We start from the raw sequence: 25,792 nt of genomic DNA, 5'->3' as shown, positions 1-25,792 counted from the left end.
GAACGACGCGTTCTATGCGGGCTGGGCCGCCTTCGCCTCCACCAGCGGCTGGCCCAGGCTGCGCAGCACGTCGCGCACCATCTGGGCGCGGTCCTTGGGGTTGTCCAGGGCACGCTCGATGCGCAGCTTCTCGTTGCCGGCCAGCTTGATGTGCTTGTTCTTCTGGATGAGGTGGATGATGGCCATCGGGTCCACGGGCGGCTGGGGCTTGAAGGTGATGTTGATCACGCCGGGCGCCGCATCCACCTTGACCACGCCGTAGGGCTGGGACAGCACGCGCAGGCGGTGCACGTCGATCAGCGTCTGCGCCTGGGGCGGCAGCTTGCCGAAGCGGTCCACGATTTCTTCGAGCAGGGTGTCGATCTGGTCGCTGGTGCGGGCCGTGGCCAGTTTCTTGTAGAAGGACAGGCGCAGGTGCACGTCGCCGCAGTAGTCGTTGGGCAGCAGGGCCGGCGCGTGCAGGTTGATGTCGGTGGAGGCCGACAGCGGGCTGAGCAGGTCGGGTTCCTTGCCGGCCTTGAGGCTGCGCACGGCCTCGGACAGCATCTCGTTGTAGAGCTGGAAGCCCACCTCCATCATGTTGCCGCTCTGGTTCTCGCCCAGCACCTCGCCGGCGCCGCGGATCTCCAGGTCGTGCATGGCCAGGTAGAAGCCCGAGCCCAGTTCCTCCATCTGCTGGATGGCCTCCAGCCGCTGCTGCGCCTGCTTGGTCAGGCTGTCCAGGTCGGGCACCATCAGGTAGGCATAGGCCTGGTGGTGGCTGCGGCCCACGCGGCCGCGCAGCTGGTGCAGCTGGGCCAGGCCGAACTTGTCGGCGCGGCTGATGAGGATGGTGTTGGAGCTGGGCACGTCGATGCCGGTCTCGATGATGGTCGAGCACAGCAATATGTTGTAGCGCTGGGCCACGAAGTCGCGCATCACGCGTTCGAGCTCGCGCTCGGGCATCTGGCCGTGGGCCACGGCAATGCGTGCCTCGGGCAGGATTTCCTCGAGCTTTTGCTTGCGGTTCTCGATGGTCTCGACCTCGTTGTGCAGGAAGTAGCACTGGCCGCCGCGCTTGAGCTCGCGCAGCACGGCCTCGCGGATCACGCCCGTGCCCTCGTTGCGCACAAAGGTCTTGATGGCCAGGCGCCGCTGGGGCGCGGTGGCGATGACGGACAGGTCGCGCAGGCCTTCCAGCGCCATGCCCATGGTGCGCGGGATGGGCGTGGCCGTCAGCGTGAGCACGTCCACCTCGGCGCGCATGGCCTTCATGGCTTCCTTGTGGCGCACGCCGAAGCGGTGCTCCTCGTCGATGATCAGCAGGCCCAGGTTCTTGAACTGCGTGGACTCGGACAGCAGCTTGTGCGTGCCCACGACGATGTCCACCGAGCCGTCGGCAATGCCCTTGACGGCCGCCGTGATCTCCTTGCCCGAGCGAAAGCGCGAGACTTCGGCCACCTTGATCGGCCACTTGGAGAAGCGGTCCACCAGGGTCTGGTAATGCTGCTCGGCCAGCAGCGTGGTGGGCGCGAGGAAGGCCACCTGCTTGCCGCCCGTGATGGCCACGAAGGCCGCGCGCAGCGCCACCTCGGTCTTGCCGAAGCCCACGTCGCCGCAGACCAGGCGGTCCATGGGCTGGGGGCTGATCATGTCCTGGATCACGGCGTGGATGGCAGCGCGCTGGTCCGCCGTTTCCTCGAAGCCGAAGTCGTTGGCGAACTGCTCGTAGTCCTGGGGCGAGTAGCGGAAGGCATGGCCCTGGCGTGCGGCGCGGCGCGCATAGATGTTCAGCAGCTCGGCTGCCGAGTCGCGCACCTGCTCGGCCGCCTTGCGCTTGGCCTTTTCCCACTGCGTGCCGCCGAGCTTGTGCAGCGGCGCGTCCTCGGGCGAGACGCCCGTGTAGCGGCTGATCAGCTGCAACTGGCTGACGGGCACGTAGAGCACGGCGTTGCCCGCGTACTCCAGGTGCAGGAACTCCTGCACGGCCGGCGTGCCGTCAGGGTTCTTCTGGCCCATGTCCATGTTGACCAGGCCCTGGTAGCGGCCGATGCCATGGTCCGAATGCACCACGGGGTCGCCCACCTTGAGTTCGGACAGGTCCTTGATCAGCGCCTCCACATCGCTGACCTGCTCCTGGCGGCGGCGCCTGCGGCCCGTGGGGCTGGTGGCGAACAGCTCCGTCTCGGTGACGAAGTCCAGGCCTTCCTCCACCCAGGCAAAGCCGTTCATCAGGCCGGCCGTGGCAATGCCCACCTTCTCGCCCGCATCGCCCTGGAACTCGGCCAGCGAGTCGAAGACCGGCGGGTTCACGCCCGAGGCGCGGAAGAAGTCCAGCAGGCTTTCTCGGCGGCCATCGGACTCGGCCAGCAGCAGGATGCGGTGGGCGCTGCTGGCAATGTGCCTTTGCAGGCGCGCCAGCGGGTCTTCCGCGCCGCGCACCACGGACAGGTCCTCCAGCTTCTGGAAGATGGCGCTGTCTGCCACGTCCTCGGTGCCGGGGCGCAGCGCGAGCTGGGCGTGCTCCTTGGCGCGCGTGTAGAACTGGTCGGCGGACAGGAACAGCACCTCGGGCGGCAGGGCCGGGCGCTCGGGGTCGCCCTGCACCAGGCGGAAGCGCTCCTTGGTGTCCTGCCAAAAGCGCTGGAAGGCCGGCTCCAGGTCACCATGCATCACCACGGTGGCATCGGCGCCCAGGTAGTCGAACACGGTGGCCGTTTCGTCGAAGAACAGCGGCAGGTAGTACTCGATGCCGGCCGTGGCAATGCCTTGGCCCATGTCCTTGTAGATGCGGCTGCGCGTGGGATCGCCCTCCAGCAGCTCGCGCCAGCGTTGGCGGAACTTGGCGCGCGCGTCCTCGTCCATGGGGAACTCGCGGCCGGGCAGCAGGCGCACCTCGGGCACCGGGTAGAGGCTGCGCTGGGTGTCGGGATCGAAGGTGCGGATGGAGTCGATCTCGTCGTCGAACAGATCCACGCGGTAGGGCTGCAGCGAGCCCATGGGAAACAGGTCGATCAGGCCGCCGCGCACCGCGTACTCGCCGTGGCTGACCACCTGGGAGACATGCTGGTAGCCGGCCAGGGTCAGCTGGGCCTTGAGTTTGGCCTCGTCCAGCTTCTGGCCGCTCTTGAACTCGAAGGTGTAGCCGGCCAGGAAGGAGGGCGGCGCCAGCCGGTACAGCGCCGTGGTGGCGGGCACCAGCACCACGTCGGCACCATGCTCCTTGTCGCGCTGGTTGATGCGCCACAGCGTGGCCAGGCGCTCGCTGATCAGGTCCTGGTGGGGGGAGAAGCTGTCGTAGGGCAGGGTCTCCCAGTCGGGGAACAGCGCGCAGCGCAGGCCCGGGGCGAAGAAGGCCATCTCGTCGATCAGCCGCTGGGCATCCGAGGCGTCGGCCGTGACGATGGCGGTCACCCGGCCAGCAGCCTTCTCGCGCTCGCCCAGGCGGGCCAGCAGCAGGGCGTCGGCGCTGCCCACGGGGCGGGGCAGGGTGAAGCGTTTTCCGGGAGTGAGCTTGGGCAGTTCCATGGTGCTTGGACGTGGGCGCCGCAGCGCCTGGGCGAAGTAACGACAAAACCCCTCGGCACGCGCAGAGGGGTATCGAACCATTTTAGCCAGCACGCATGGCGGCCATGCAGGCATGCCCGCATGTCCATGGTGGCGCATGGCCGTCACTACAATGCGCCACCATGACAGATCTGCTTGCGGCGGCTGCGCCCGCATCCCTGGAGCCGGCCCGCCTGTGGGCCTTGATCCCCTGCGCGGGCACGGGCTCGCGCGCCATCGCACCCGATGCGCCTGCGCCTGAACTGCCCAAGCAATACCACCTGGTGGCCGGTGCGCCCATGGTGGCGCACACGCTGGCCGCCTTTGCCGGTGCAGCGCGCGTGCACCACACCCTGGTGGTGATCGCGCCTGGCGATGATTTCTGGCGCCAGGGCCTGCCGGGCCCGTCGCCCACGCGCTACTCCACGGCGGCCTGCGGCGGCGCCACGCGGGCCGAATCCGTGACCAACGGCCTGAAGGAGCTGCTGGCGCGCGGTGCGAGTGCGCACGACTGGGTGCTGGTGCACGACGCCGCGCGCTGCCTGGTGACGCCCGAACTGATCGATGCCCTGATCGACGCCTGCGAGCACGATGCCGTGGGCGGCCTGCTGGCGCACAAGCTGCCCGACACGCTCAAGACGGCCGTGACCGGGCCTGGCGGCGTGCGCGTGGCGGGCACGGTGGACCGCAGCGACAAATGGCTGGCGCAGACGCCGCAGATGTTTCGCATCGCGCCGCTGCTCGACGCCCTGGAGCACGCGGGATCGGCCGTGACCGACGAGGCCAGCGCCATGGAGGCCGTGGGCCAGCGCCCGCGCCTGGTGCCCGGCGGCGCGCAGAACTTCAAGGTCACCTATCCCGACGACTTTGCGCTGGCTGCCGCCGTGCTGTCGCAGCGCGCGCATGGCGCGACGCTGGAACGCTACCGGGGCAAGCGCGACCAGCCGCAGGCGTCGGGCAATCCGTTTTTCTGAACCTGGAATGTTTCACATGAATTTTCGTATTGGCGAGGGCTGGGACGTGCATGCCCTGGTGCCCGGGCGCAAGCTGATCCTGGGCGGCATCGAGGTGCCGCATGAACTGGGCCTACTGGGCCATTCCGATGCCGACGTGCTGCTGCACGCCATCACCGACGCGCTGCTGGGCGGCGCGGCGCTGGGCGACATCGGCCGCCATTTCCCCGACACCGACCCCGAATTCCGTGGCGCCGATTCGCTGGTGCTGCTGGTGGAGGCGGCGCGCCGCGTGCGCGCCACGGGCCTGGAGATTGGCAACATCGACAGCACCATCATTGCCCAGGCCCCCAAGCTGGCGCCGCACATTCCTGCCATGCGCGAGCGCATCGCCACGGCGCTGGGGCTGGCGCTGGACCAGGTCAACGTCAAGGCCAAGACGGCCGAGAAGCTCGGGCCCGTGGGCCAGCAGCAGGCCATGGAGGCGCGCGCCGCCGCCTTGCTGTTCCGCGCCTGACCAGCGGGGTACCGTCCCCATGGCAAAAGGCCCCGGCGATCGGTCAATGATCGCCGGGGCCTTTGTATCTGCCGAACGTATCTGACGAACGCGCGCTGCGGGCTCAGTCCTCTCCGTCCAGCGCGCCGTCCTGCGCACGCGGAGGCAGCTGGCGCTTGATCTGCGGGCGCTGCAGACGCTGCTCGGGCTCGGCACCCTTGGCCACGCCCGAGGCACGCTGCAACTGCACATGGGCAACCAGCCCGCCCGTGGAGGAGTTGGACAGCGCAAACACGCCGCCCATGCGCTGCACCGTCTTGTCCACGATGGACAGGCCCAGGCCCGCGCCCGCCGCGGCCGTGCGCGCGGAGTCGCCGCGGAAGAAGGGCTGGGTCAGGCTGGCCAGCTGCTCGGGCGGCACGCCACGGCCATGGTCGCGGATGCGGATCACGACCCAGCTTTCGCGCTCCGATGCCGTCACGTCCACGTGGGTGGTTTCGGTCTCGGGCGTCTTGCCGTAGCGGCGAGCGTTCTCGAACAGGTTGGAGATCACGCGCGCCAGTTCCACCTCGTCGGCCAGTACATAGACGCCTTCGGGCACGGCCATGCTGATCTGCAGCTCGCGGTGGTCCTGCACCGCATAGACGCAGGAAGAGACCACGGCATGCAGGTTCACCGGATTGAGGGTCACATGGTCAGGGCGGGCGTAGTCCAGGAATTTGTCGATGGTGGCGTCGAGCTGCACGATGTCGGCCACCATGTGCTCGCGCGCCACGTCGTCCACCACGCTCATCTCGGTCTCCAGCCGCAGGCGGGCAAGCGGCGTGCGCAGGTCGTGGGAGATGCCAGCCAGCATCACCGCGCGGTCCTGCTCCAGCTGGGCCAGTTTCTGCGCCATGCGGTTGAAGCCGATGTTGACCTCGCGGATCTCGCTGGTGACGGCTTCCTCATCGAGCTGGCTGGCGTCGAAGTCGCCATCTCGCACGCGGTTGGCCGCATAGCTCAACTGCTTGAGCGGCCGGTTGATCAGGCGCGCGATGGCTGCCGCCCCCGCCAGGGACAGCAGGCCGGCCGTGATCAGCCAGATCAGCCAGGTGCGCCCGCTGGCCGGCGTGAAGCGCGAGCGGTCCATCAGCAGCCAGGTGCGGTCGCCATTGATGGTGAAGCCCACCCATAGCCCCGGTTCGCCATTGACGCTGCGCGCCACGATGGTGCCGTAGCCCAGGCGGCGCGTGAGTTCTTCGGTCAGGCGCTTGCCCAGCGTGCTCTGGTCCAGCAGCTCGAAGCTGTCGCCAGGCTCGCGCGGCAGAATGCGCACGCCTTCCTGGTCGGCCATGGTCTTGATCAGCGAGACACGGTTGATGGCATCCGAATGCACCAGGGCCGCGCGGCTGAGGTTGACCAGCGAGGCGATCTGCTGGGCGGTGTGCAGCGTGCGTGGCTCGAACTCGAAGGCGCGCAGCGTCTGCAGCCACGCCAGGATGCTGCCCACCAGCAGCAGGGCCAGCAGGCAGAAGGTGCGCCAGAAAAGATTGAGTCCCAGCGGAGAGCGCGCAGTCATGCGCCGCTCGTAGTCGAGCGGCGCAGGGCTGGTGGCGTCGTGGGGCGGGACGGTGAAGGAACTCATGGAATGCGGTTCGTCATTCTAGGGGCCGGCTGCGAGATTACGCCTGTGCCGGCCAGCCTGCGTTACCGGTTGTCTCGGTCGACAGGGTGAGGTTTTGGCGCTGCGCATTGTCAACGGCACATAAAACGTTACGGCCCCAACCCAGCGACGCCGAGCAAGAGCCGCCTCGCGGCGAGGGCGTCGTCCCCCTCCCGCGGAGCGAGAGAGGGGGAAGGCGCGCAGCGCCTCAGGGGGTGATGCATTTCAGTTCGCGCCATCGGGTACGAACACATAGCCGACACCCCAGACCGTCTGGATATAGCGCGGTGCGGCGGCATCTTCCTCGATCAGCTTGCGCAGGCGCGAGACCTGCACGTCCAGGCTGCGGTCGAAGGGCTCGAACTCGCGGCCGCGCGCCAGCAGGGCCAGCTTCTCGCGCGACAGCGGCTGGCGCGGGTGGCGCACCAGGGCCTTGAGCATGGCGAATTCGCCCGTGGTCAGCGGCAGTTCCTCGCCGTTCTTTTGCAGCACGCGCGTGCCCAGGTCGAAGGTGAAGGGGCCGAAGCTCACCACCTCGTTGTCGCCGGAGGGCGCGCCCGGCGCTTCCTGCGGCGGGCGGCGGCGCAGCACGGCATGGATGCGGGCCAGCAGTTCGCGGGGGTTGAAGGGCTTGCCCAGGTAGTCGTCGGCGCCCACTTCCAGGCCCACGATGCGGTCCACGTCCTCGCCCTTGGCGGTCAGCATGATGATGGGCGTGCGGTCATTGGCCGAGCGCAGGCGGCGGCAGATGGACAGGCCATCCTCGCCGGGCATCATCAGGTCAAGCACGATCAGGTCCACTGTTTCGCGCAGCAGGATGCGGTTCAGCGCCTTGCCATCTTCGGCAATCATGATCTCGAAGCCTTCCTGCGTCAGGTAGCGGCGCAGCAGGTCGCGGATGCGCGCATCGTCATCCACCACCAGGATCTTGTCGGTGCGGTTGGTCGTAGTGGCCATGTTCATCCTCGGTCGGTCATTTGTAACAGCCGCCATTGTTACCAGCTTGCGCTGAAAAGTCTGGTCAAAACCCCGAACTTTTGCCGTGTGTTACAGATGTTGCGTTTAAATTTAGAACGAAAAATGTGTCTTTAGAATATTTAACTATGGGTTTTCCGCGTTGATGCATTTATCGTTGCAATAATGTTGTGAATGACGGGGCGAATAGGCCTGAACGGCTCCACACCTGTCACCATCTGGCGGCATGCCGTAGCGAAAGGGCGGCATGCAGTTGTATCCCTGAACTACCTTTCATTTCAAAGGGTGAACGCATGAGCAAGCTTTCCAAACAGCTGTCCCGCCCCTGGGTCAAGTCCGTGGTCGCGGCCACTGCGCTGGCCTGTGCCAGCGGTGCCTGGGCGCAGAACGCCGCCTCGGCGCAGGCACAGCCGGCCAATGTGGTGCAGTTGTCTGCAGAAGGCTCGGTGGATGTGGTGCAGGACCTGCTGACCGCCACCTTGTCGGCCACGCGCGAAGGGCGCGATGCGGCCACGGTCCAGTCCCAGCTGCAGAAAGTGGTCGAGGCCGCCATGGCAGTGACCAAGCGCAGCGCCCAGTCGGGCCAGATGGATGTGAGCACCGGCAGCTTCGGCATCTATCCGCGCTATGGCAAGGACAACAAGGTGGAAGGCTGGCAGGGCCGCGCCGAGATTCTTCTGCAGGGCCGCGACTTCGCGCGCATCACGCAGACGGCGGCCCAGGTGCAGGACATGACGCTGTCGCAAGTGGGCTTCGGCCTGTCGCGCGAGGCCCGTGAAAAGGTCGAGGGCGAGGCCCAGGCCAAGGCCATCGAACAGTTCAAGCAGCGTGCCACCACGCTGTCCAAGAGCTTCGGCTTTGCCAACTACAGCCTGCGCGAGGTCAACGTGAGCAGCAGCGATACCTCGGTGCCCATGCCGCGTCCGCGCATGATGGCCATGTCCGCCAAGGCCGCCGGCGCGGAAATGGATGCCGTGTCCGTGGAAGCGGGCAAGGCGCAGGTGATGGTCCACGTGTCGGGTTCGGTGCAGATGTACTGACCGGGTGACCCATCCATGAAAAAAGGAGCGCCGTGGCGCTCCTTTTTTGGCAGTGGTCCTGTCTGGCCGCGATTACTGCGCAGCCCAGCCGCCATCCATGTTCCAGGCCACGCCGCGCACGTTGGCGGCAGCGGGCGAGCAGAAGAACACGGCCAGCTCGCCAAGCTCCTCGGGCGTAGTGAACTGCATCGAGGGTTCCTTTTCGCCCAGCAGCAGCTTCTTGGCTTCTTCATTGCTGATGCCGTGCTGCTCGGCCTTGGCGTCCACCTGCTTTTGCACCAGCGGCGTCAGCACCCAGCCGGGGCAGATGGCGTTGCAGGTGATGCCGGAGGTGGCGTTCTCCAGGGCCGTGACCTTGGTCAGCCCGACAATGCCGTGCTTGGCCGCCACATACGCGGACTTCTGCGCCGAGCCCACGAGGCCGTGCACCGAAGCCACGTTGATGATGCGGCCCCAGCCCTTGCCGCCATCGGCCGCCTGCATCATGGGCAGGACCAGGCGCGAGGTGTGGAAGGCGCTGGACAGGTTGATGGCGATGATGGAATCCCAGCGCTCGGGCGGGAAGTCTTCCACCCGTGCCACGTGCTGGATGCCGGCATTGTTCACGAGGATGTCGATCTGGCCGAAGTTGCGCACGCTGTACTGGACCATGTCCTCGATGTCTGCCACGCGGCTCATGTCGGCACCGTGGTAGGCGACCTGGGCGCCGGCGGCCTGGCCTGCGGCCAGCACTTCGGCACGGGGGCCGTCCACATCGCCGAAACCATTGAGCACGATATTGGCGCCCTGGCGGGCCAGCGCCTTCGCGATCCCGAGGCCGATTCCGCTGGTCGAACCGGTCACGAGGGCGGTCTTGCCTTTCAACATAGAGAGTCTCCGAATGAATGTACGATGCAACACAGCCATTATCGGCGCCGGCTCCGCGAATGCGTTTCCATGAATCATCCTACGCTGAACTACGTATCCTGCCCGGCAGTTGCCGGGCGTGCCTCACCCTGGAGCCGTACTGCCAGCCCGGCTGCTCAAGAGAATGCGTCGCACCGCATGGCCTATTGGGAATGGAATCGCACCGGCGATCCGAACCATCCCCATGTCGTGGTCTGCGTGCACGGCCTGTCGCGCCAGGGGCGTGACTTCGACGTGCTGGCCGAGCGGCTCAGCGAACGCGCCCGCGTGATCTGCCCCGACGTGGTCGGGCGTGGTGAAAGCGACTGGCTGCAGGATCCGGCCGCCTACCAGGTGCCTCTTTACGCAGCCGACATGCTGGCCTTGCTGGCCCAGGTGCATGCGCAGGCGCCCGTCGAACAATTGGATTGGGTGGGCACCAGCATGGGCGGGCTGATCGGCATGGCGCTTGCAGGCCAGCCGGGGCTGCCGCTGCCGGCGCCCATCCGCAGGCTGGTGCTCAACGATGTGGGGCCTGTCATCGAGTGGTCTGCCCTGGAGCGCATAGGTCAGTATCTGGGCAAGGGCCTGCATTTTGAAAATCTTGAACAGGCAGCCCATGCGCTGCTCTTGATTTCCGAAGGCTTCGGCCCACATAGCGAAGGGCAATGGTTGCGATTGACGCGACCTATGATGCGGCCGGCCGCCGATGGCGGCCTTGTCTTGCACTATGACCCTCAGATTGCAGTGTCCCTGCAGCAGATGACGCCCGAGATGGCCCAGGCCGGCGAAGCGCTGCTGTGGCAGCTGTATGACCAGATCAAGGCACGCGTCTTGCTAGTTCGTGGTGCGCAGTCCGATCTGCTGACTGCGGCCACGGCGCAGGCCATGGCGCAGCGCGGCCCGAAGGCGCATTGCGTGGAATTTGAAGGGGTGGGGCATGCGCCCACCTTCGTCGCAGCAGGGCAGGTGGCCTTGCTGTGCCGGTTCTTATGGGGAGAAGAGCGCTTGCCAAGCACCATGAATCTTGCCGAGCAGGCCAGGGAGAGTGACGAATGAAGACCGCCAGCAGCGAGGCCGCCGTGCAGGCGCCTTCGCCCGCCGCAGCCGCGCCGGGCCAGGTGCCGGCGGTTCTGCCGCACCTGATCACGGCCACGTCGCAGACCCTGCCCGAACAGGTCAACGCGCTGGCCCGCGCGCGCAGCTTTGCCGAGCCGCTGATCGCCACCGAGACCATGGAGTCCGGCGAGAACACGATGGCCCATGCCGATGCGGTGGCCGCCATCCTCAAGACCATCGGTGGCTCCGAAACGATGCAGGCGGCGATCTATCTGGTGCATGCCAGCGTGCACCTGAATCGCCCGCAGGAAGTGATCGCCAAGGCCTTTGGCGAGAACTTCGCCACCCTGGCCGTGGAAACCAACAAGCTCATGCGCGTGCAGCAGCAGGCGCGCGGCGCCGAGCTGGGCGGCCAGTATCTGGACGATGAGGCCACGCAGACCGAGAACGTGCGCAAGATGCTGCTGGGCTTCTCGCGCGATCTGCGTGTCGTGCTGCTGCGGCTGGCCTCGCGCCTGCAGACGCTGCGCTACTACGCGGCCAGCAAGCGCCCGGTCTCTCCCGGTATTGCGCGCGAGGCGCTGACGGTGTTCGCGCCGCTGGCCAACCGCCTGGGCATCTGGCAGATCAAGTGGGAACTGGAAGATCTGTCCCTGCGCTTCCTGGAGCCCGAGACCTACCGCGAAGTGGCCCGCCTGCTCGACGAAAAGCGCGTGGAGCGCGAGGCCTACATGGAGCAGATGCGGGCGCGGCTGGAGGCCGATCTGCGTGCGCACAGCATCAGCGCCACGGTGCAGGGCCGGCCCAAGCACATCTACAGCATCGTCAAGAAGATGCGCGGCAAGTCGCTGAACTTCGACCAGGTCTTCGACATCCGCGCCATGCGTGTCGTCGTGCCCACGATCAAGGACTGCTACGCCACCCTGTCCTGGGTGCATGAGCAGTTCACGCCCATCGAGGCGGAATTCGACGACTACATCGCCAAGCCCAAGCCCAACGGCTACCAGTCGCTGCACACCGTGGTGCGCGACGAAACGGGCCGTGCCATCGAGATCCAGATCCGCACCCAGGCCATGCACGACCATGCCGAGCACGGCGTGGCGGCCCACTGGGCCTACAAAGAGGCGGGCACCAAGGGCTATGCGGGCGTCACCGCCAGCAGCGAGTACGACGCCAAGATCGCCGTGCTGCGCCAGCTGCTGGCCTGGGGCAGCGATCTGGCGGGCGCGCACCATCGCGGCCTGTTCGAGGACCGCATCTACGTGCTCACGCCCGACGCGGCCGTCATCGAGCTGCCGCAGGGCGCAACGCCCGTGGACTTTGCCTACTCGGTGCACACCAGCCTGGGCCACCGCTGCCGCGGCGCGCGCGTGGACGGCGCCATGGTGCCGCTGAACACGCCGCTGCAAAACGGCCAGACCGTGGAAATCACCACGGTCAAGGAGGGGCGCCCCTCGCGCGACTGGCTCAACGCCGACCTCGGCTACCTGACCAGCAACCGTGCCAAGGCCAAGGTGCGCGCCTGGTTCAATGCCCAGGCCACGCACGAGACCGTCGCGCGCGGCCGGGAGGCCGTCGAGAAGCTGCTGCAGCGCGAGGGCAAGACCGCCGTCAAGCTGGAGGAGCTGGCGGTGCAGCTGGGCTTCAAGTCGGCAGATGCGCTGTTCGAGGTCGTCGGCAAGGATGAGTACTCGCTGCGCAATATCGAGACCGTGCTGCGGCCGGCCGAGGTGGAGGAGGAACCCGAGGAATTCACCCTCGTGCGCAAGGCGCGCGGCACGGACTCGCCCAAGGGCGGCGTGCTGGTCGTTGGCGTTGACTCGCTGATGACCCAGCTGGCAAAGTGCTGCAAGCCTGCGCCGCCGGACGACATCCGGGGCTTCGTCACACGCGGCAAGGGCGTGAGCGTGCACCGCTCCGACTGCTCCAACTTCCGCGAGATGGCGGCGCGCAATTCCGAGCGCGTGATCGACGTGGCCTGGGGCCAGCCCAAGGCGGCCACCGTGGCCTCGGCCGTCTACCCGGTCGATGTGTCCGTGGAGGCCGCCGACCGGCAGGGCCTGCTGCGCGATATCTCGGAAGTATTTGCGCGCGAAAAGACCAATGTCATTGGCGTGCAGACCCAGTCCGTCAAGGGAACGGCCTGGATGACCTTCACCGTGGAGGTGGCCGATTCGGGCCGCCTGAGCAAGGTGCTGGGCATCGTGGCCGCCGTGGCGGGCGTGCGTTCGGCGCGGCGGCGTTGAGCATGTTCAGGCATTTTTGCCTGGACGCTGAAAAAGCCGTGCTAGAATCGCTTTCTCGAACAAACACAGGCGCGTAGCTCAGCTGGTTAGAGCACCACCTTGACATGGTGGGGGTCGTTGGTTCGAGTCCAATCGCGCCTACCAATTTTCCATTGCCAGATGGAATGCAAAAAGCCTTCTGATCACTCAGAAGGCTTTTTTGTTTGTGCGTTCTCCCTGTGGTCTTGCCTTGGCCTGTCTTGTGATCGAACATGCATCACTTTGGGAGACATGGATGATCAAGACAGTTTCGCCCGAGGCGGCCGCGTCGGCCAGCGTATTGATCAACCAGCGCATTGCCGAGCTGGGCGACTGGCGCGGCGAGGTGCTGGCGCATGTGCGCCGGCTCATCGTGCAAGCGCTTCCGGACGCGATGGAAGAGTGGAAATGGTCGGTGCCGGTCTGGTCGTGCAGCGGCATTCTGTGCACGGGCGAGGCCTACCAATCGGCCGTGAAGCTCACCTTTCCCAAAGGCGCATCGCTGGCCGACCCGCAGCACCTGTTCAACGCCAGCCTTGAAGGCAAGGTGCGCCGTGCCATCGATATCCGCGAGGGCGAGGAGATCGATGCGCAAGCGTTCAAGGACTTGGTGCGCGAGGCAGCCGCCCTCAACGAGGCGGCTGCCAGGAAGAGGTCGCTGAAAGGATGAAGGTCCGCGCTCAGGTGCCGATGCCGGCCTGTGCCTGCAGGTAGTCGTTTTGCAGCAGGTACATGCGGATGGCGTTGCGGTACTGGCCGTTGGCGAAGAACTCGTCGATCAGCACGCCTTCCTGCACGAAGCCTATGCGCGCGTAGATGTGGATGGCCTTCTCGTTCTCCTGGTCCACATGGAGAAAGATCTTGTGCAGGTTGAGCGTCTTGAAGCCATAGTCCAGCGCCAGCCGCGTTGCCTGGGCTGCGATGCCCTGGCCTTGCTGCTCGGGGGCGATGATGATCTGGAATTCGGCGCGCCGGTGGATCAGGTCGATCTCCACCAGCTCGACGAGACCGGCGCGATCGCCCTGGTGCTCGACGATGAAGCGGCGCTCGGTCTGGTCGTGCACGTGGGCGTCGTAGAGCGCGGAAAGCTCGTCGAAGGTCTCGTAAGGCTCCTCGAACCAGTAGCGCATGATGGCGGCATTGTTGTTGAGCAGATGCACGGAGCGCAGATCTTCGCGCTCCAGGGGTCTCAGGCGGATGCTGTGATTCATGCGCTCATTGTGCGAGAGCCGCGGTATCCGGCTGCAGGCCACGGATTACCAGCCGGTAGATCAGGTCGGCCGCCGTGTCGTAGTCGTCGGCGGTCAGTTCCGGCCGGCCCAGCAGCAGCGCGAACTGGGCCTGCTGATCGGCATAGGCCTGGGTCACGGACCAGAGGATGAACATCAGGTGGGTGAAATCCACGCGGGCAATCTTGCCCTGCGCCACCCAGCGCTCGAAGGCCTGCACGTCTGCCGCCAGCGCCGGGCCCACCTGGCTCGCTATGGCCTGTCCGAAGCGGGGCGCGCCGGCCATCACCTCGCGCGTGAAGACACGGGAGCCATGGGGCCGCTCGCGCGAGGACTGCAGCTTGGCCCGGATGTAGATGCGCAGGGCCTCCGCAGGATCGTCGCCGCGCAGCAGGTCGGACATGCCGGCCAGCCACTGCGTCAGCACGTCGCCCAGTACGCGCAGGTACAGCTCCTCCTTGCTGGCGAAGTAGTACAGCAGGTTGTGGCGGCTCAGGCCGGCGTCGTGCGCGATCAGTTCCAGCGATGCGCCTTCGAAGCCGTATTGCGCAAAGTGCAGTTCGGCCGTCTGCAGGATGTTCAGTTCCTTGCGCAGCCGTGCAGCCGTGGGTTTGCGCGTGGCCGATCGCGCCAGGGAAGGGGGCGCATTGTCAGAAAGGGTTGCCATTGCGCAGATGGTAAGTCGGGATAAGTGGCGCCATTTTGGTGCGATTGTCTGGCATCTTTCTTGCTGACGACTTTCTGGGTGATTTTACTGATTGGTAAATTTTTTCACCCGCGTAAATTCCGTTCCACCCCCAGTGCGCCCGACAAGAGGCGTCACTTACACATGCGAGGACCACGATGAAACCTCCGAAGACTGTGTTGTTGGATCCGGGGCCGTTCAGGAGTTCTTCCTGCGGCCCGCCTTGCGTTGTCCGAGATGGCCCGGCGTGCACCTGCATGCCGCGGCCCCTTTCACGCCCTCAATCCTGACTCTGGAGGATGCACCATGGATAGCCCCGCGCAACGCGCCTGCGGCATTGCCGCCGGCCGCCTGAACCTGGCCGACTACGCGGCCAATTTCTCCGACGCCCATCCCGCGCTGAACCGTTCCCAGGCCTTGATCGAGGCCGAGCGCTGCTACTACTGCTATGACGCGCCGTGCACCACGGCCTGCCCCACCAGCATCGATGTGCCGGCCTTCATCGCCCGCATTGCCCAGGACAACGTCCGTGGCGCGGCGCGCGAAATCCTCACTGCCAATCCGCTGGGCGGCATGTGCTCCCGCGTCTGTCCCACGGAGCAGCTGTGCGAGCAGGCCTGCGTGCGCAACACCCAGGAAGACAAGCCGGTCGAAATTGGTGCACTGCAACGCTATGCGACCGATGCCTTCATGGCCTCCGATGGTGCACCGCTGTTCCAGCGTGCCGCCGCCACGGGCAGGAAGGTGGCCGTGGTCGGGGCAGGGCCTGCCGGCCTGACCTGCGCCCATCAGCTGGCGCTGCAGGGCCACGAGGTGGTGCTGTTCGATGCCCGGCCCAAGCTGGGCGGGCTCAATGAATACGGCCTGGCCAGCTACAAGACCCCGGGCGATTTTGCGCAGAAGGAGATCGACTGGCTGCTGTCCGTGGGCGGGATCACGCCGCGCAACAACCAGCGGCTGGGGCGAGATTTCACGCTGGATTCGCTGCTGGCGGCGCATGACGCCGTATTTCTCGGCCTGGGCCTGGCGGGCGTCAATGCGCTGGGCGCGGCCGAGCCGCAAGCCGAGGGCTTGCGCAATGCGGTGGACTTCATTGCCGACATCCGCCAGGCGGCCGACAAATCCACGGTGCCGGTGGGCCGGCGCGTGGTGGTGATCGGCGGTGGCATGACGGCGGTGGATGCATCCGTGCAGGCCCGGCTGCTGGGCGCCGACGAGGTCACCATGTTCTACCGCCGGGGCAAGGATGCGCTGTCCGCCTCCTGGGTGGAGCAGGAATGGGCGCAGACCCATGGCGTCAACCTGCGGCTGTGGGCTGCGCCCCAGGAGATCCTGGTGCAGGACGGCAAGGTCTGCGGCGTGCGCATGGCCTGCACCCGCATGGAGGGCGACAGGCTGCAGGTGACGCAGGAGGTGTTCGACGTGCCGGCCGACATGGTGCTCAAGGCCATTGGCCAGACCTATGTCGGCACGCCGGCGGGCGCGGCCATTGCCCTGCGTGACGGCCGCATCGACACCGACGACGAAGGCCGCACCAGCGTGCCGCGCGTGTGGGCCGGCGGCGACTGCCGCGCCGGTGGCCAGGACCTGACCGTGCAGGCGGTGGAGCACGGCAAGGTCGCCGCGCGAGCCATGCACCAGGCGCTGACCAGCGCCGTGGCGGCCGGGGTTTGAGCGGCTGTGCCCGCGCTTTTCAAGGAGCATTGACATGGCAGACATCAGCAGCCGCTTTCTGGGCATTTCCAGCCCCAATCCGTTCTGGCTGGCCTCGGCACCGCCCACGGACAAGGAGATCAACGTCACCCGCGCATTCGAGGCCGGCTGGGGCGGCGTGGTGTGGAAGACGCTGGGCGAGGACCCGCATGTGGTCAACGTGAACGGGCCGCGCTACTCCACCCTCATGGCGCAGGACCGGCGCGTGATGGGCCTGAACAACATCGAGCTGATCACCGACCGGCCGCTGCGCACCAACCTGGAGGAGATGACCCGCGTGAAAAAGGCCTGGCCTGACCGCGCGCTGATCGCCTCGCTGATGGTGCCCTGCGTGGAGGAAAGCTGGAAGCGCATCCTGCCCATGGTGGAGGACACCGGCGCCGACGGGCTGGAGCTGAACTTCGGCTGCCCGCACGGCATGAGCGAGCGCGGCATGGGGGCGGCCGTGGGCCAGGTGCCCGAGTACATCCAGATGGTCACGCAGTGGTGCAAGCAGTACAGCCGGCTGCCGGTGATCGTGAAGCTCACGCCCAACATCACCGACGTGCGCTTTCCGGCGCGGGCGGCCAAGGCCGGCGGCGCGGATGCGGTGTCCCTGATCAACACCATCAACTCGCTGATGGGCGTGAACCTGGACACCCTGGTCATGCACCCCAGCACCGACGGCCAGGGCTCGCACGGCGGCTACTGCGGCCCGGCCGTGAAACCCATCGCCCAGAACATGGTGGCCGAGATCGCGCGCGACCCGCAGACGGCGGGCCTGCCCATCTCGGGGATTGGCGGCATCACCACCTGGAAGGACGCGGCCGAATACATTGCGCTGGGATGCGGCAATGTCCAGGTGTGCACGGCGGCCATGGTCTACGGCTTTCGCATCGTGCAGGACATGTGCGACGGGCTGTCCAACTACATGGACGCGCACGGCTTTGCGCGCATCGAGGATTTTCAGGGCCGGGCCGTGCCCACGGTCAGGGACTGGAAGGACCTCAACCTCAACCACATCGACAAGGCCGTCATCAACCAGGACAGCTGCATCCAGTGCGGGCGCTGCCACGTGGCCTGCGAGGACACCTCCCACCAGGCCATCACCTTCAGCAAGGAGGGCGGTGTGCGCCGGTTCGAGGTGGATGACACCGAATGCGTGGGCTGCAACCTGTGCGTGTCCATCTGCCCCGTGCCCGAGTGCATCACCATGCGCAGCCTGCAGCCGGGCGAGGTGGACCCCCGCACCGGCCAGACGGTCACCGGGGAGTATGCGAACTGGACCACGCATCCGAACAACCCCATGCGCCAGGCCGTGACGGCTCAGGGCTAGAGGGGGCATTGCGGCAGGTCGGCGCACGGCCCGCATCCGGGCCGACCTGGCACGAAATGCGCTTGATGGAAAAGGTCAGACCCTGGATCAGCAATGGATTGGTGATTTCTCTCTTCGAGAAGGAGCTTCGCAATGTCGCATGCCCCGCATTCCGGTGAGTCCACAGGCAGCCTGTGGAACCACGACCTCGCACCCACGCTGCCGAGTCAGCGAACCTGGACCTGGTACCACTTCGCCGCCCTGTGGATAGGCATGGTGATGTGCATTCCGGCGTACACCTTGGCCGCCAGCATGATCACGAACGGCATGTCGTGGTCGCAGGCGGTGATGACGGTGTTCCTGGGCAATCTCATCGTGCTGATTCCCATGCTGCTCATCGGCCATGCCGGGGCCAGGTACGGCATTCCTTTCGCTGTGCTGGCCCGAGCCTCGTTCGGCACCCACGGGGCCAAGCTGCCCGCCCTGCTGCGCGCCCTGGTGGCCTGTGGCTGGTACGGCATCCAGACCTGGTTCGGCGGCATGATGATCTACACCCTGCTGGGCGTGCTGCTGGGCCATCCGCTGGAAGGCGAGAAGATCGCGGGCCTGGGCATCAATGTGGGGCAGCTGGTGTGCTTTCTGGTGTTCTGGGCGATCCAGTTCTACTTCGTGGTGCATGGCATAGAGTCCATCCGCAAGCTGGAGACCTGGACTGCGCCGCTCAAGATCCTGATCTGCTTCGTGCTGCTGGGCTGGGTCTACCAGAAGGCCGGCGGCTTCGGCCCCATCATGGAGCAGCCTTCGCAGTACGCGCCGGGCGGCCCCAAGGCGGGCCAGTTCATGTCGGTGTTCTGGCCGTCGCTGACGGCCATGGTGGGCTTCTGGGCCACGCTGGCGCTGAACATTCCGGACTTCACGCGCTTTGCCAAGTCGCAGAAGGACCAGGTCGTGGGCCAGGCCATCGGCCTGCCGGTGCCCATGGGGCTGCTGGCCATGCTGGCGGTGGTGGTGACCTCGGGCACCGTGGTGATCTACGGCAAGGCCCTGTGGGACCCCGTGGATGTCGCCAGCCGCATGACGGGGGCGGCCGTGCTGATCGCGCTGATCGTGCTGCTGATCGACACCGTGAGCGTGAACCTGGCGGCTAACCTGGTCGGGCCGGCCTATGACTTCTCCGCCCTGGCGCCCAAGAAGATCAGCTACCGCGTGGGTGGTTACATGACGGTGGCCATTGCCATCGTGATGATGCCCTGGAAGATCCTGGAATCGACCGAGGGCTACATCTTCACCTGGCTGATCGGCTACTCGGCCCTGCTGGGGCCGATCGCGGGCATTCTGATGGTGGACTACTTCCTGGTGCGCAAAAAGCAGCTGGTGGTGGAAGACCTGTACAGGGAAGAGGGCGTCTACCGCTACTCCAACGGCTGGAACTGGGTGGCCGTGGCGGCCTTCGCCCTGGGCGTGGCGCCCAACCTGCCCGGCTTCCTGCACGCAGCGTTCCCCGCTGCATTCCCGAACGTGGGTGATTTCTTCAAGCATGCCTATGACTACGCATGGTTCATCGGCCTGTTCATTGCTGGCGTGGTCTACCGCATCGGCATGGCAGGCCAGGTGACCAAGGGCGCACCCGCGCTGAGCAAGGCATAGGCCGGACCAACCAACAGGAGGCATGACGCTATGGGTCAATCACAGGGTTCGGTATGGGTGCGTGGCGGCACGGTGGTGAATGCAGACCGGCAGGAGAAGGCCGATGTGCTGTGTGTCGATGGGGCGATCGCGGCCGTGGGGCCGGATGTGGCGGCCCTGGTGCCGGCCGGGGCGCAGGTGATCGATGCCTCGGGGCAGTTCGTCATGCCTGGCGGCATCGATCCGCACACCCACATGCAACTGCCCTTCATGGGCACGGTCACGGCCGATGACTTCTACACCGGCACGGCGGCGGCGCTGGCCGGTGGCACCACCAGCATCATCGACTTCGTCATTCCCGATCCGCAGGAGCCGCTGCTGGACGCCTACCGCAAATGGCGCGGCTGGGCCGAGAAGGCTGCGGCCGACTACTCCTTCCACGTGGCCGTCACCTGGTGGAGCGACAGCGTCCATGCCGATATGGGCACGCTGGTGCTCGAGGAGGGCATCAACAGCTTCAAGCACTTCATGGCCTACAAGAACGCCATCATGTGCGACGACGAAACGCTGGTGAACAGCTTCAAGCGCGCGCTGGAGCTGGGCGCCATGCCCACGGTGCATGCCGAAAACGGCGAGCTGGTCTACCTGCTGCAGCAGGAAGTGGCCAAGATGGGCATCACCGGGCCCGAAGGCCACCCTCTGGCCCGCCCGCCCATGGTGGAGGCCGAGGCGGCCAACCGCGCCATCGCCATCGCCGGCGTGCTGGGCGTGCCCATCTACGTGGTGCACGTCAGCTGCACCGAGGCGGCGCAGGCCATTGCCGCTGCCCGTGCGCGCGGCCAGCGTGTGTATGGCGAGGTGCTGGCCGGCCATCTGGTGATCGACGAAAGCGTGTACCGCGACCCCGACTTCGCCAAGGCTGCAGCCCACGTGATGAGCCCGCCCTTCCGCGCCAAGGGCCACCAGGAGTCCTTGTGGCAGGGCCTGCAATCGGGCCAGCTGCACACCACGGCCACCGACCATTGCACCTTCTGCGCCGCGCAGAAAGCCATGGGCCGGGACAACTTCGCCAAGATCCCCAACGGCACCGGCGGCGTGGAAGAGCGCCTGGCCGTGATCTGGGATGCGGGCGTGAACACCGGCCGGCTGACGCCCAGCGAATTCGTGGCCATCACCTCGGCCAACACCGCCCGGCTGTTCAACATCTATCCGCGCAAGGGCCTGGTCGGCGTGGGCGCCGATGCCGATCTGGTCGTATGGGACCCTGCCGCCACCCACACCCTGTCGGTCAAGACCCAGCATTCCAAGGGCGACTACAACATCTTCGAGGGCCGCACCGTGCAGGGCATGCCCAGCCACACCATCAGCCAGGGCGTGGTGGCCTATGCGAAGGGCGATCTGCGCGCCGAGATGGGCAAGGGGCGCTACATCAAGCGCCCGGCCTTCGGCCCCAACTTCGACGCGGTGCAGCGCCGCGCCGCCACGCTGCAGCCCACGGCCGTGGCGCGCTGAAGCCCGCATGACAAGGAGACCGCAATGGATACAGATACCCAAGTGAAGCAGGACATCGCGCAGCTGCGCGTCAACGGAAGCCGGCTGTGGGATTCACTCATGGAGCTGGCGCAGATCGGCGCCACACCCAAGGGCGGCGTCTGCCGCCTGACGCTGACCGACCTGGACCGCCAGGGCCGTGATCTGGTGACCCGCTGGGCGCGCGAAGCGGGCATGACGGTGACCATCGACAAGATCGGCAACGGCTTCATGCGCCGGCCCGGGCGCGACAACAGCCTGCCGCCCATCATGACGGGCAGCCACATCGACACCCAGCCCACGGGCGGCAAGTTCGACGGCAACTACGGCGTGCTGGCGGGGCTGGAGGTGGTGCGCACGCTCAACGACCACGGCATCGAGACCGAAGCGCCCATCGAGGTGGCCTTCTGGACGAACGAGGAAGGCTCGCGCTTCGTGCCGGTGATGATGGGCTCGGGCGTGTTCGCCAAGGCCTTCACGCTGGAGCATGCCTATGCAGCCACCGACTCCGAAGGCAAGACCGTCAAGGGCGAGCTCGAGCGCATCGGCTATGTGGGCAGCCAGGAGCCTGGCGACCACCCGATCGGCGCCTACTTCGAATCCCACATCGAGCAGGGCCCGGTGCTGGAGGACAACGCCAGGACCATTGGCGTGGTCACCGGCGTGCTGGGCATCCGCTGGTACGACTGCGTGGTCACGGGCATGGAAGCCCATGCCGGCCCCACGCCCATGGCCCTGCGCAAGGACGCGCTGCAGGCCGCCGCGCAGCTCATGCAGGAAGTGGTGGCCTGCGCCCACCGCCATCCGCCCCACGGGCGCGGCACCGTGGGCATGGTGCAGGTCCATCCCAACAGCCGCAACGTGATCCCGGGGCAGGTCAAATTCAGCATCGACCTGCGCAACGCCACCGATGCCGACTGCGAAGCCATGGACGCCGACATCCGCGCCGTGGCCGACCGCATCAGCCGGGAGACGGGCCTGCCCATAGCGATCAACCTGGTGTCCAGCTACCCCGCCCAACCCTTCCATGCCGACTGCGTGGATGCGGTGGCGCGCGCCGCCAAGGCCCTGGGCTACTCGCACATGCCCGTCGTCTCGGGCGCTGGGCATGATGCGGTCTACATGGCGCGGCTGGCACCGGCCGGCATGGTATTCATCCCCTGCAAGGACGGCATCAGCCACAACGAGATCGAGGATGCCACGCCGGCCGACATCACCGCAGGCTGCAATGTGCTGATGCACGCCATGCTGGAACGCGCCAGGGTGCTGTGATCGGAAAAACTGCGCAACTTGCCCGGAAGCCCTGTTTTGCACTGCTATACTTGCGGCTTCAACAAACGACAGGCGCGTAGCTCAGCTGGTTAGAGCACCACCTTGACATGGTGGGGGTCGTTGGTTCGAGTCCAATCGCGCCTACCAAACAAAGCAGTCTCACCAGGGGCTGCAAAAAATCCCGCTTCAAGCGGGATTTTTTTTGCCCGGACGGCGGCAAGGCAGCCATTCGCTCTGTCGCATGCGTTGATCACCATCAGGGTTACTGCTGCGCCAGGTGCTGTGTGCGCTGCCTAGAATCTGTTGCAGTGCAATAGATCAATTGCCCGTACAAGCACGTACAAGAGGAGAAGCATTGCAATGCAAGAGACGACAACAGCCGCCGCCCCCAGCGCCCAGCGCGTGATCAAGAAATACCCCAACCGCCGTCTCTACGACACCAACACGTCCTCCTACATCACGCTGACGGAAGTCAAGCAGCTGGTAATGAGCAACGAGCCCGTGGTGGTCAAGGACGCCAAGAGCGGGGAAGACCTCACGCGCAGCATCCTGCTGCAGATCATTCTGGAAGAAGAGGCTGGCGGCGCGCCCATGTTCTCCGAGACCGTGCTGGCCAACATCATCCGTTTCTACGGTCATGCCATGCAGGGCTACATGGGCTCCTATCTGGAAAAGAACGTGCAGATGTTCACCGACTTCCAGAACAAGCTGGCCGAGCAGGCCCAGGGCACCTCGCCCGAGGCCTGGAGCCAGTTCATGCGCATGCAGCCGCCCGCCATGCAGAACATGATGAGCAGCTACATGGAGCAGTCGCAGAACATGTTCACCCAGATGCAGGACCAGATGCAAAAGCAGACCGAGCAGATGCTGGGTGCGCTCGGGATCAAGCGCAATAGCTGAGCTTGCAGGGATAAGTTCAGGGGCGGTTTACCAAGTTCTCGCAGAACTGGGACAATATCGCCCCTATGACCCCCACGAGCGACGCAACAACCATGACAACCCCTGCCGGCGCGGCCGCTCCGCGCGTGGGCTTCGTGTCTCTTGGGTGCCCCAAGGCACTCACGGACTCCGAACTCATCCTTACCCAGCTCAGCGCCGAGGGTTACCAGACCTCCAAGACCTTCGAGGGCGCTGATCTGGTGATCGTCAACACCTGCGGTTTCATCGATGACGCCGTGCGCGAGAGCCTGGACACCATTGGCGAGGCGCTGGCCGAGAACGGCAAGGTCATCGTCACGGGCTGCCTGGGTGCCAAGGCGGGCAAGGATGGCGGCAACCTGATCCAGGAAGTGCACCCCAGCGTGCTGGCCGTGACCGGGCCGCACGCCACGCAGGAGGTGATGAACGCCGTCCACACCCATCTGCCCAAGCCGCACGATCCCTTCATCGACCTGGTGCCGGGCGCCTTTGGCGAGGCGGGCATCAAGCTCACGCCCAGGCACTACGCCTACCTGAAGATTTCCGAGGGCTGCAACCACCGCTGCACCTTCTGCATCATCCCTTCCATGCGCGGCGATCTGGTCTCGCGTCCGGTGGGCGATGTGCTCAAGGAGGCGCGTGCGCTGTTCGAGGGCGGCGTCAAGGAGCTGCTGGTGATCAGCCAGGACACCTCGGCCTATGGCGTGGATGTGAAGTACCGCACGGGCTTCTGGGACGGCAAGCCGGTCAAGACGCGCATGCTCGAACTGGTGCAGACGCTGGCCGAGATCGCCGAGCCCTATGGCGCCTGGGTGCGCCTGCACTATGTCTATCCGTACCCCAGCGTGGACGAGATCATTCCGTTCATGGCCACGGGCCGCGTGCTGCCCTATCTGGACGTGCCCTTCCAGCACAGCCATCCCGATGTCTTGAAGCGCATGAAGCGCCCCGCCAACGGCGAGAGGAACCTGGAGCGCCTGCAGCGCTGGCGCGAAATCTGCCCGGATCTGGTGATCCGCTCCACCTTCATCGCGGGCTTCCCCGGCGAGACCGAGCAGGAGTTCGAGCACCTGCTGCAGTTCCTGCGCGAGGCGCAGATCGACCGCGCGGGCTGCTTTGCCTACAGCCCGGTCGAAGGCGCTGCCGCCAACGAGATTCCCGGCATGCTGCCCCTGGAAGTGCGTGAGGAGCGCCGCGCGCGCTTCATGGCCGTGGCCGAAGAGGTTTCCACTGCGCGCCTGCAAAAGCGCGTGGGCCAGACCATGCAGGTGCTGGTGGACAAGTCCGTGGGCCTGGGCAAGAAGGGTGGCGTGGGCCGCAGCTATGCCGATGCGCCCGAGATCGATGGCCTGGTGCACCTGCTGCCGCCCGAGAAGGCCAGCAAGACCTACAAGGTGGGCGACTTCGTGAAGGCGCGCATCGTGGGCACGCAGGGCCATGATCTGGTGGGCCAGCCCGTGTAAGGCCTGCATTCGCATCCCTGAAAAGCGGGCAAGGTTTTCCTTGCCCGCTTTTTTTGTCCTTGATGGTCCAAGGCCTGATTTTGATCAAGGCGTTCAGGTCGCTTCGCTGAAATGCTGTACCTACTTTGACGCAAAGAAAGGATGGCGCGAATGAACAGGACCATGAAGGCCGCCGTGGTGCGGGAGTTTGGCAAGCCGCTCACCATCGAGGAAGTCCCGGTGCCCAGGCCCGATCCCGGCCATGTGCTGGTGAAGATCGAGGCCTGCGGCGTCTGCCATACCGACCTGCACGCGGCGCAGGGCGACTGGCCCGTCAAGCCCAATCCGCCCTTCATTCCCGGCCACGAAGGCGTGGGCTACGTGGCCGCCGTGGGCGCGGGCGTCACCCACGTGAAGGAGGGCGACCGCGTGGGCATTCCCTGGCTGTACACGGCCTGCGGCCATTGCGAGCATTGCCTGGGCGGCTGGGAGACGCTGTGCGAGCAGCAAAAGAACACCGGCTACTCCGTCAACGGCGGCTTTGCGCAGTACGCGCTCGCCGATGCCAATTTCGTGGGCCTGCTGCCCGGCAGCGTGGACCTGATCGAGATCGCACCCGTGCTGTGCGCGGGCGTCACCGTCTACAAGGGCCTGAAGGTCACGGACACCAAGCCCGGCAACTGGGTGGTGATCTCGGGCATCGGCGGCCTGGGCCACATGGCCGTGCAGTACGCCAAGGCCATGGGCCTGAACGTGGCGGCGGTGGATGTGGATGACGACAAGCTGGCGCTGGCCAGGCGCCTGGGCGCACAGGTCACGGTCAACGCCATGACCACGGACCCTGTGGCCTACCTGAAAAAGGAGATTGGCGGCGCACACGGCGCCCTGGTGACGGCGGTATCGCCCAAGGCCTTCGAGCAGGCGCTGGGCATGGTGCGGCGCGGCGGCACGGTATCGCTCAACGGCCTGCCGCCCGGCAGCTTTCCGCTGCCCATCTTCAACATGGTGCTCAGCGGCGTGACGGTGCGCGGCTCCATCGTGGGCACGCGGCTGGACCTGCAGGAGTCGCTGGACTTCGCAGCCATGGGCAAGGTCAAGGCCACCGTGTCCACCGACCGGCTGGAGAACATCAACGACATCTTCGCGCGCATGCATGAAGGCAAGATCGAAGGGCGCGTGGTGCTGGACCTGAACGCCTGACGCTTTGCCCACCCCCCAAAAAAACAGGCTTCCCTCGGGAA

General features: G+C 66.1%; 20 protein-coding genes and 2 tRNA genes. 16 read left to right on the top strand and 6 right to left on the bottom strand.

The window, feature by feature from the left end; genetic code table 11:
* Window positions 1-12: 12 nt before the first annotated feature.
* A complete protein-coding gene (gene mfd / locus ACM14_RS12285; protein ID WP_034391890.1) occupies window positions 13-3,507 on the bottom strand; it encodes a transcription-repair coupling factor in 3,495 nt (1,164 codons plus the stop codon).
* A gap of 161 nt (window positions 3,508-3,668) precedes the next feature.
* Between mfd and ispD the strand changes: the two genes are divergently transcribed.
* Together ispD and ispF are read left to right on the top strand one after the other, a co-directional pair.
* Window positions 3,669-4,499 carry a 2-C-methyl-D-erythritol 4-phosphate cytidylyltransferase gene (ispD, locus tag ACM14_RS12280; RefSeq protein WP_013803158.1) on the top strand — a complete coding sequence of 277 codons (831 nt, stop codon included), beginning with the start codon at window positions 3,669-3,671 and terminating at the stop codon, window positions 4,497-4,499.
* A 16-nt stretch (window positions 4,500-4,515) separates the two neighbouring features.
* Window positions 4,516-4,995 carry a 2-C-methyl-D-erythritol 2,4-cyclodiphosphate synthase gene (gene ispF, locus ACM14_RS12275; protein WP_013803157.1) on the top strand — a complete coding sequence of 160 codons (480 nt, stop codon included), beginning with the start codon at window positions 4,516-4,518 and terminating at the stop codon, window positions 4,993-4,995.
* Between the two features lie 103 nt (window positions 4,996-5,098).
* On the opposite strand, the gene ACM14_RS12270 is transcribed toward ispF, so the two are convergent.
* Both ACM14_RS12270 and ompR read right to left on the bottom strand, forming a co-directional pair.
* Complete coding sequence (locus ACM14_RS12270; RefSeq protein ID WP_012204699.1) at window positions 5,099-6,601, bottom strand: ATP-binding protein; 1,503 nt, start codon at window positions 6,599-6,601, stop codon at window positions 5,099-5,101.
* 243 nt (window positions 6,602-6,844) lie between these two features.
* The gene (gene ompR / locus ACM14_RS12265; RefSeq protein ID WP_017404718.1) at window positions 6,845-7,582 is read right to left on the bottom strand and encodes a two-component system response regulator OmpR; all 738 of its coding nucleotides are present in this window, start codon (window positions 7,580-7,582) and stop codon (window positions 6,845-6,847) included.
* A gap of 305 nt (window positions 7,583-7,887) precedes the next feature.
* Here ompR and ACM14_RS12260 point away from each other — a divergent pair, with 305 nt between their 5' ends.
* Window positions 7,888-8,634, top strand: coding sequence for an SIMPL domain-containing protein (locus ACM14_RS12260; protein WP_043819357.1), 747 nt, complete (start codon window positions 7,888-7,890; stop codon window positions 8,632-8,634).
* Between the two features lie 72 nt (window positions 8,635-8,706).
* Here ACM14_RS12260 and ACM14_RS12255 read toward each other — a convergent pair whose 3' ends face one another.
* Window positions 8,707-9,501 carry a 3-hydroxybutyrate dehydrogenase gene (locus ACM14_RS12255; protein ID WP_012204702.1) on the bottom strand — a complete coding sequence of 265 codons (795 nt, stop codon included), beginning with the start codon at window positions 9,499-9,501 and terminating at the stop codon, window positions 8,707-8,709.
* 177 nt (window positions 9,502-9,678) lie between these two features.
* Here ACM14_RS12255 and ACM14_RS12250 point away from each other — a divergent pair, with 177 nt between their 5' ends.
* The 4 genes from ACM14_RS12250 (at window position 9,679) to ACM14_RS12235 (ending at window position 13,512) form a co-directional block, all read left to right on the top strand.
* A complete protein-coding gene (locus tag ACM14_RS12250; protein ID WP_063326586.1) occupies window positions 9,679-10,578 on the top strand; it encodes an alpha/beta fold hydrolase in 900 nt (299 codons plus the stop codon).
* Window positions 10,575-12,824 carry a bifunctional (p)ppGpp synthetase/guanosine-3',5'-bis(diphosphate) 3'-pyrophosphohydrolase gene (locus tag ACM14_RS12245; RefSeq protein ID WP_013803154.1) on the top strand — a complete coding sequence of 750 codons (2,250 nt, stop codon included), beginning with the start codon at window positions 10,575-10,577 and terminating at the stop codon, window positions 12,822-12,824. Before ACM14_RS12250 ends, ACM14_RS12245 begins: the two co-directional genes overlap by 4 nt.
* 67 nt (window positions 12,825-12,891) lie before the next feature.
* A tRNA-Val gene (locus ACM14_RS12240) sits at window positions 12,892-12,968 on the top strand.
* 130 nt (window positions 12,969-13,098) lie between these two features.
* Window positions 13,099-13,512: a DUF1801 domain-containing protein gene (locus tag ACM14_RS12235; RefSeq protein ID WP_065346283.1), complete on the top strand. Its 414-nt coding sequence runs from the start codon at window positions 13,099-13,101 to the stop codon at window positions 13,510-13,512.
* A gap of 10 nt (window positions 13,513-13,522) precedes the next feature.
* Here ACM14_RS12235 and speG read toward each other — a convergent pair whose 3' ends face one another.
* Window positions 13,523-14,053: a spermidine N1-acetyltransferase gene (gene speG / locus ACM14_RS12230; RefSeq protein WP_012204707.1), complete on the bottom strand. Its 531-nt coding sequence runs from the start codon at window positions 14,051-14,053 to the stop codon at window positions 13,523-13,525.
* A 4-nt stretch (window positions 14,054-14,057) separates the two neighbouring features.
* A complete protein-coding gene (locus tag ACM14_RS12225; RefSeq protein ID WP_013803152.1) occupies window positions 14,058-14,738 on the bottom strand; it encodes a TetR/AcrR family transcriptional regulator in 681 nt (226 codons plus the stop codon).
* A gap of 324 nt (window positions 14,739-15,062) precedes the next feature.
* On the opposite strand from ACM14_RS12225, the gene ACM14_RS12220 reads away from it, so the two are divergent.
* The 9 genes from ACM14_RS12220 to adhP all read left to right on the top strand — a co-directional run bounded on the left by ACM14_RS12220 (window position 15,063) and on the right by adhP (window position 25,751).
* Window positions 15,063-16,430, top strand: a complete 1,368-nt coding sequence (locus tag ACM14_RS12220) for an NAD(P)-dependent oxidoreductase (RefSeq protein WP_065346282.1) — start codon at window positions 15,063-15,065, stop codon at window positions 16,428-16,430.
* 34 nt (window positions 16,431-16,464) lie between these two features.
* A complete protein-coding gene (preA, locus tag ACM14_RS12215) occupies window positions 16,465-17,784 on the top strand; it encodes an NAD-dependent dihydropyrimidine dehydrogenase subunit PreA (RefSeq protein WP_013803150.1) in 1,320 nt (439 codons plus the stop codon).
* A 132-nt stretch (window positions 17,785-17,916) separates the two neighbouring features.
* Window positions 17,917-19,410, top strand: a complete 1,494-nt coding sequence (locus ACM14_RS12210; protein ID WP_013803149.1) for an NCS1 family nucleobase:cation symporter-1 — start codon at window positions 17,917-17,919, stop codon at window positions 19,408-19,410.
* A gap of 30 nt (window positions 19,411-19,440) precedes the next feature.
* Window positions 19,441-20,901, top strand: coding sequence for a dihydropyrimidinase (gene hydA / locus ACM14_RS12205; protein ID WP_065346281.1), 1,461 nt, complete (start codon window positions 19,441-19,443; stop codon window positions 20,899-20,901).
* A 24-nt stretch (window positions 20,902-20,925) separates the two neighbouring features.
* Window positions 20,926-22,191 carry a Zn-dependent hydrolase gene (locus tag ACM14_RS12200; protein WP_012204713.1) on the top strand — a complete coding sequence of 422 codons (1,266 nt, stop codon included), beginning with the start codon at window positions 20,926-20,928 and terminating at the stop codon, window positions 22,189-22,191.
* Between the two features lie 70 nt (window positions 22,192-22,261).
* Window positions 22,262-22,338 (top strand) — tRNA-Val (locus ACM14_RS12195).
* A gap of 213 nt (window positions 22,339-22,551) precedes the next feature.
* Window positions 22,552-23,091, top strand: coding sequence for a polyhydroxyalkanoate synthesis repressor PhaR (phaR, locus tag ACM14_RS12190; RefSeq protein WP_043819348.1), 540 nt, complete (start codon window positions 22,552-22,554; stop codon window positions 23,089-23,091).
* 92 nt (window positions 23,092-23,183) lie between these two features.
* A complete protein-coding gene (gene rimO, locus ACM14_RS12185; protein ID WP_016453016.1) occupies window positions 23,184-24,572 on the top strand; it encodes a 30S ribosomal protein S12 methylthiotransferase RimO in 1,389 nt (462 codons plus the stop codon).
* Between the two features lie 150 nt (window positions 24,573-24,722).
* The gene (gene adhP / locus ACM14_RS12180) at window positions 24,723-25,751 is read left to right on the top strand and encodes an alcohol dehydrogenase AdhP (RefSeq protein ID WP_065346280.1); all 1,029 of its coding nucleotides are present in this window, start codon (window positions 24,723-24,725) and stop codon (window positions 25,749-25,751) included.
* Window positions 25,752-25,792: the final 41 nt, after the last annotated feature.

It is taken from the genome of Delftia sp. JD2, from assembly GCF_001682645.1.
GTDB classification, from domain to species: Bacteria; Pseudomonadota; Gammaproteobacteria; order Burkholderiales; family Burkholderiaceae_C; genus Comamonas; species Comamonas acidovorans.
This window is presented reverse-complemented; position numbering and strand designations above follow the sequence as displayed.